At 54.8% G+C, this 7833-nt stretch carries 1 protein-coding gene; it reads right to left on the bottom strand.

The annotated features are described in order from the left end of the window. Positions 1 to 7833: two-partner secretion domain-containing protein (locus C5471_RS22185; protein WP_207627437.1), on the bottom strand; the 7833-nt coding region annotated here is incomplete at both ends.

A 7833-nucleotide genomic window follows, 5' to 3' on the forward strand; every position in this document is an offset into this window, starting at 1 on the left:
CCTGCTGATTACGGATATTGGTCTCCACCATATCCTTGATCACTTGTTTGCAGCTTTCGCCTTCACAGGTGCGGGCTTGGTGCGCAAAACTGTCCAGCTCATTCACGCTCAAAAAGTTATTCTCCACGACTATTTCCCCGGCATTGGCACCACTGTTCGCGCCTGCTGCGCTGTTTGTCGCAATCGCACCCGCCACGCCGCCGATGATTTTGCCACCCGCCTGAATGTTCATCGGGTCGCTAAAGGTTTTATCCAGCGTTATCGCCGCCAGTTCCGCAGCTAACGCCCCCACCGCTGCCCCTTTGGCATTTCCGCCGCCAATCTCTGCCGCCAGGGCAGACACCGCCGCATGGCTAATCGCTTTACCGGGCACCCCCAAAATTTCTCCGTTATCCCCAATCAGCCCGGCCCCTTCCGCGTTAATCTGGCTACCGATATTGCTCAACAACGCGGTTTGCAGATTGTCCGTCAAGCTGCCGCCATGAATAGCGGTGCCCAATGTTGAACTCACGACGGATTGTGCTGCCACACGCTGGGCCACCTGACTCCAATTATTCTGACTCAATAAGGGCAGTTGCACTTTTAGGGGATCGACCACGGTTTTTCCTTCGACCAGTTTTCCCCACCCCATCGTGTGGTCCAATCCCCCTAATGCGCCACCCACGGTGATTTGTGTCACGAGAGATTTGACTGAATCGCGCTGCGCTAAGGTTGACAGTGTCTGGGTGAGATTGCCTTTGTTTTCAATTAAGGCCACCGCCGCCTGCGAGGCTAGCCCGATCATTCCGCCATACGCTGCCCCATAAACCGCGCTCGCTGTAGCCCCGGTGGCACCGGTCGCCCCCACCGCGCCGCTTCCCGCCCAAGCCGCCAGGCCAGAGCCCGCAGTGACCGCCGCGACCGCAATCGCCATCACAGCCCCTGCGACCGGGTTTAAGCGGGTGCTTTTTTGGTCCCAACGGCTGTAAGCGTCCTTCACTATGTTCCACTGGACATCGTTGCGGTCTTGCAGATTGTTCAACCATTCGGTCCCGGGGGTGTGACCGAGTTCCCCTAACGCGTCTTCCAGTAATTGCCCCGCTTTCACCTTTACATCCGCGCTGATGCCGTCCGCCGCTTCCACCGTCAGCGTACCGCCCACCTGCACCGACGGGATGATCCAGCGCTTTTCACTGTGGCCTTTATCGTGCTGTGTGATGAAAAAACCGGTTGACGTTGTGAGGGTCTGCTCAACAGCGGTATTGGGCATCGCCCGGAAGTTCACTTTCCCCGTCTGGCTGGTGATTTTCGCGTTTTTCTGGGTGTCAATCCGGCTCGCTTCCAGGGTCACGTCATCTTTTGCCCTCAGGGTGATATCCCCGCCGGCGGTCAATTCGGTGACTTTATGGGTTGAGCGCTCTTTTCGGCGGGTTTCCGTTTTAGAGCCAAAAACTTTACAGGATTGAATGCCCAAAACGCGTTTACAGCTTCTCTTTTCTTCTTCCCATCGGTAAACCTCTTCCATGGCCTGCGCATAGAGAAAGCCGCCGGTTGCCGTGATATCCATCACACCTTGAGCGATGAGCGCCGTCGCCTGGAATAACATACTGCCCCGGGCGTGGAGCGTTAATGCGCCGCCACTTTTCAACTGACTGGCGTGTTGTGTAAAGCGGCCACTGTTCCCTTCCCGGATAAATTCGGGCAACGATTCAAAACGTACATTTCCCCCGGCGGAAAGCCGCATATCACTGCCGGATGTCAAATTTGTTCCGTATGTCAACAGGTTGCCTGCCGCCGTTAGTGTGAGATTACGGGCGGCGTTGATGGCACCGGTGGCATACAAGTAGTGTTGGTCTTCATCGTTAACAGGCGAATATTTCTGGGCAGAGAAAATGAAATCCCCCCCGGCGTTAACCAACACGCTCCCCTGCGTCGAGGTTAATCGGGCCATCCTGCCCACGATATCGCCGCCCGCACTGAGTTGCAGGTCATCACCCGCCGTGATGTGGGTGATTGATCCCGCTAAATCAGCGACCCGCCACCGGCTTTCTGACGTGGGGGGACGGGACATATCGATATCGTGACCGGCGCTTAATGTGACCTGTTGCCCGGCATTGAGACGGGCTCGCCGCAACATTAAGTCATTGCCAGCAAACAGATGGATATTACCCGCCGCGTTTAATTGACTCTGGCTGGCATTCAGGTTACGACCGGCACTGACTGTCAGATGGCGTGATTGATTGAATCGGGTGCCGTAGAGATCCAGATCGTGGCCCGCTGAAATCCGCAAATGATTGTTGGCCGACAGACCAGACCATGAATAAGGCTGATCCCTGCCCATTCGGATATCGCCTTCACGCACCAGCAGTTCAACATTTTCCCCTGTCAACCCGGCGTGATCGGCGGTAATAGCGTGGCCGGCAATGAGGGTCAGATTGTTCTTTGCTGCCCATTTAACCTGGCGGGCATTAATTTCATGCCCCGCGTTTAACGTCATATTGTCGACTTTATCTAATAAAAGATCCTGAAGATCCAGTTTGTGACTCGCGAACAGGTGCACCTGGTGGCTGGCCGAAATACGCGATCTGAGCGCGCCCATCGCCATGTGAATATCACCGTTGCGGGCGAGCAGCTCGACATTTTCCCCGGTCAGTGCGGTCTGACGGGCCGTGATACCGTGGCCTGCCGTGAGGGTCAGGTTTTTCTTTGCCGTCAATGTAGCCCGATCGGCATTAATTTTATGACCCGCGTTTAACGTTATATTGTCAGCTTTATCTAATACAATACCGTAGAGATCCAGTGCGTTGCCGGCGACCATCTGCACCCGGTGGTTGGCCGAAAGACTGACGCCGTCACCCCGCATCTGAATGTCGCCTTCACGTGCGAGCAGTTCAACATTTTCCCCTGTCAGTCCGGCGTCATAGGCGGTGATATCTTTGCCCGCCGTGAGAGTCAGATTTTTCTTTGCCGCCAATGTTCCCTGGAGATACAGGTTGTTACCGGCGATCATCTGCACCCGGTTATCGGCTGAAATACTTACGCCGCCACTGCCCATCCGAATGTTGCCGTTGCGGGCAAGCAGTTCAATATTTTCCCCAGTCAGCCCGGCTTGAGCGATGGCAATATCGTGGCCTGCCATGAGAGTCAGATTTTTCTGTGCCGCCAATGTCCCCTGGAGATCCAGTTTGTTACCGGCGACCATCTGCACCTGATGATTGGCTGAAATACTTGCGCCGTCACCTCTCATCTGAATGTCGCCTTCACGCGCGAGCAACGCAACATTTTCCCCGGTCAGTTCAGCGTCATAGGCGGTGATACCGTGGCCCGCCATCAGGGTCAGGTTTTTCTGTGCTGCCAGTCTGCTCTTATTAAGCTCAATTTTACCTTCGGCAATGACTGTCAGGTCATTTTCCGCCTCGAAGTGCCCCCTGCTGGTAATGTCATCCGCATGCAGCAGAATATTTTTAGCGGAGATGAACGCACTTCCGCTGAATCGATGCATAAAGTCCGCCACCACATTCAGCGCGGCTGAGAGGGTGCCCTCCGTCCCGTTAAAGTCGTGACCGGTTACGATGAGAGTGTTCTGTGCATTAACCTGGCCGCTGTTATCAAACCGGGTCGCATTGATATACGCATTCGCGCCCGCCGACAGGTTGGCACCGCCAGAATGACTGAGTGCTTTGGTGCGAATAACGATATCCCCCTGCCGGGTTTGCAGTGCCGCGGAATCGTTGTCAATACGGGTGCTCAGGTGGCCGCTCGCGTCTTTTTGCAGCCAGAGATGCTGATGGGCTTGAAGCCGCGCATGTCGCCAATTGTGCAGGCGATCAACAAATAACCGCATATCACCGCCGGCCACCATCTGCCCCCAGTTATCCAGCGTGTTCGTCGCCAGCGTGATATCGTTCCCAGCCTGTACATCACTCTGTTCCGCTGTCTTTATCGCCTGACTGCTGACGGTGATGTCCGTTTTGGCCTGCACATTGCCCAGCGTCACCTCGCCATCGGCGGTCACCTGGAGGTCGCCTTGCGTTGCCGTCAGGTGGGTCAGGTTAACTTTCCTGCCTGGCTCGGTACTCACCAAACGGATTTTATCAGCCAACATGCTCCCCAATGACCCGGTATCAATCGCTTTCCAGCGGGTATCCCCTTCCCAGGTGAGGGGAGTCAGGGCACCACGTTTGATATCCATCCGGTTGGGGCCCTGTGTCAGTGTCAGGTTTTTTGCCCGGAGTGGACCGTGAAGCTCGGTGGTCCGGCTAAAAATATCGACATCCTGCGCTGTCGCCGTCAGCCCCTTTTTACCTATGGTCAGGGTGCCTTTTTTCACGTCTAAGGCGGCTAACGCCCCGTTTTTATCCCATACCGGCTGACCGGTGGATAAGGTGATCGCCGGGGTCTGGATAAAGCCGCAGCCATTACAGGTGATACCATTCGGGTTAGCAATGAAGACTGCGGCTTTTTGCCCCGCCACTTCCAACAAGCCCTGTAAAGTTGAGGCTAACGTCCCCACAACTTCATGAATAATCAGTTCAGCCGATTGACCGGTGAAGTGGGGGTTTGCCTGAATCGGTCCCGCCAGGACGGATGCGGTCTCAGCGGTCGCATTATTCAACACCACGCCTGAGGATCCGACATTAAACGCCTGATAACGGTTATGTGAAATCCCCCGGGCATTCGGTGCCGCAATATGAATAATCGGACGATTGTTTTTTAAGCTGATGCGGGTTTGCTTGTCCGCCAGTGTCAGCCCGGGTAGGCCACCGGCGATTTCCGGGAGCGTGATTGTCAGTGGGGAGACATGGCCTAAGGCGAGATCAATCAGTGCAGACGTCACCGGGGTATACCGCCCTTTAGCTAAGTGCAACGCGGGGCTGTTTTTGGCAATGGCAACGGCCCCTTCTGCTGACCAGGTTGCCTTGCTCTCGGTAATATCCCAGCCAGCGATTAGGGTTAACTTGTTGCCGGCCATGACCTTATCAATATCCATTGAGTCACCACTGGTCAAGGTGATGTCTTTCCCTGCGGTCAGGGCGATGCCATGCAGATTTATCCCCGCGCCTGCATGGAGTTCAATATTCTCATCCACCGCTAAATGCGGATGAATATCCACCTGCCCATTACCCGCCAGAAAGATATTTTTCGCCCGGTTAATTAACGTCTGTGACAACGAAATGCCCTGCCTAGATAGAATACGTAACGTATTAGCCGCAGAAATAGTGGGTAATACCGGTACGCCTTCTGCGGCGGAATTGCCGCCAGATGAAACAGAAATCCCTCCACTGTTGGCAATCAAGGTCACGTCATGACCTGAAATATCGGTACCCTGCACCGTAAAACGGTTCTCTCCCTGTAGCAGGACATGGTTCCCCGCATTGACGTTTCCCCCACCCGAAGACAAGGTTTTCGCTTTAATGGTGACATCACCGCCGGCACGAATGCGTCCCTGATTCTGCAATGTCTCGGTGGTCAATATCAGATGTTGACCCGCTTGCATCTGACTCTGTTCCGCCATTTCAATGCGTTGACTGCGCAGGTTGATGTCCGTTTTGGCCTGCACCGCCCCCAGAATGACCTGACCCTCGGCGGTCATATTGATGTCGCCTTGGGTTGCGGTCAGATTAGTCAGATTGACCGTTTTACCCGGTTCGGTACTCACCAGCCGGATTTTATGGGCAGACATTCCCCCCAATGATCCGGTATCAATCGCTTTCCCGGGGGTATAACCTTCGGCTGTGAGGGGGATAAGGGTGCCATGCTTGACATCAACCTGATTGGGGCCTTGTATCAATGTCAGGTTTTTCGCCCGGAGTGGACCGTGCAGCTGGGTGGTCCGGCTGATAATCTCGATTTTATCCTGTGCTGTTGCATCCCATCCGGCTTCACTCAGGGTGATGAAGCCTGTTTTCACGGTTAAGGCCGCCAGCGCCCCGTCTTTATCCAACCCCGGCTTGCCCGTGGATAAGGTGACTGCCGGGGTCTGGGTAAAGCGGCAGCCGTTACAGGTGATGCCATTCGGGTTGGCGATGACGACCGGGGCTGCTTGTCCCACCACTTCCAACTGGCCTTGCAGAGTGGAGGACAGGGAGCCCACCACTTCATTGATAATCAGTGCCGCCGGTTGACCGGTGAAGTTCAGGTTCGCGCTAATGCGTCCCGCCAGCAGAGACGGCGTCTCGTGGGTCGCGTTATTCAATACCAGTCCTGAGGTCCCGATATTAAATGCCTGATACCGGTTATGCGAAACACCCCGGGTATTCGGGGCCGCAATGTGAATAATCGGGCGATTGTTTTTCGCGGTGATGCGGGTTTGTTTATCCGCCAGTTGGAGCCCGGGCACTTCCCCTTCGACTTCGGCAAGATTGAGGGTCAGCTGAGGCGCACCGCTTAACGCGCGGTTAATCAGCGCCGTTGTCACCGGCGTATACTGGCCAGCCACGGAGTTATACCGTCCTTCCGCTGAGTGCAATTCAGTGTTGTGCTGGGTGATGGCCGTCGTGCCTTTAACCCGCAACGTGGCGTCAGTATCTACAATCTGACCGCCGGCATTCAGGGTTAAATGGCGGCCGGCAGTGAGGGTGCTTTTTATTATCGGGAATTGAAATGAGGGCGCGGAGGGGTCATCTTCCTCATCATCAATATCGCCCTCATCGACAGTGTATTTTTTATCGCCATTTTCATATTCATAGGCGTCTTCGGTACTGATATCAAGCGCATCGCCACTGGTCAGGGTGATATCGTTCCCCGCCGTCAACGACAGGGTGCGCAGATCAATCACTTTTCCTGCATGAACCTCAATATTTTCATCCGCTGTCAGGTGACTGAGTGTGTGCAGACGGTTGATGAGGGCTTGTTTCGTCTCCTCATTGAGTCGAATACCCTCATCATCAAAATCCGCATAGGCCGCCATTTCAATCATCTCATTGGCCGCCAGGAAGATATTTTTCGCCTTATTGATCAGAATATTTGAAAGATTAATGTGACCCTCGGCGATAATGCGTAACCGGTTATCCGCAGAAAGCGTGGTGAATGCCGGCATACCTGCCGGGGTATTGTCGTCTCCGGAGACCACAGAGAGCAGCCCCCGGCTGGCAAGCAAGGTCACATTCCGACCGGAAATATCATAACCCTTCACATCAAGATGCGACTTTCCCTCCAGCATCACCTGGTGCCCGGCGGTTAAATGCCCGTGGCCTAAATAGACGGTTTCGGCGTTAACGGTGATGTTTTGTTCGGCCTGCATTGACGCAGAATTCACTAAATCGTTGGCGGTGAGCGCAATGTTTTTCCCGGTGATTAACGCCGGAACGGTGGGTTTCTTGCCTGCGTTAACCGGGTCCTTATCCACATCAAAACGAAAGGCCTGTTTCAATGTCGCCGTCAGATCGCCACCGGCACTGAGTTTACTGAGGCTATTCCCCTGACGGTCTTTTATCGCTTGCGTTGAAAAATTGTTGCCAGTCAGGGTGAGATTTTGCGCCGCGCTTAACTCGCCCACATTGTTTATCTCATCAGCGGTAATGCGGTTGTTTTTACCGGCGGTAATCACCGGGTGACTTTGCCCGGTCGGGTTGACGTTATCCAGTTTGGTGGCTTTAAGGGTGATATCTCCCCCCGCCCGGATTTGGCCCTGATTGTGGAGGGTATCGGTGGTTAACGTCAGATGCTGACCCGCTTGCACGTGGCTTTGTGGGGTTGTTTCAATGGCCTTGCTGTTGATGCGGATGTCTGTCCCGGCGTGTACTTCCCCCAGGATAATTTTCCCCTCCGCAGTCAAACGGATATCGTCCTGGCTGGCGGTCAGGTGGGTGAGATTCACGCCCACCCCGGCTTCGGTCGCCACCAGCCGGATTT

Origin of the sequence: Photorhabdus tasmaniensis (genome assembly GCF_011189505.1) — a bacterium.
In the GTDB taxonomy this organism is placed as follows: Bacteria; Pseudomonadota; Gammaproteobacteria; order Enterobacterales; family Enterobacteriaceae; genus Photorhabdus; species Photorhabdus tasmaniensis.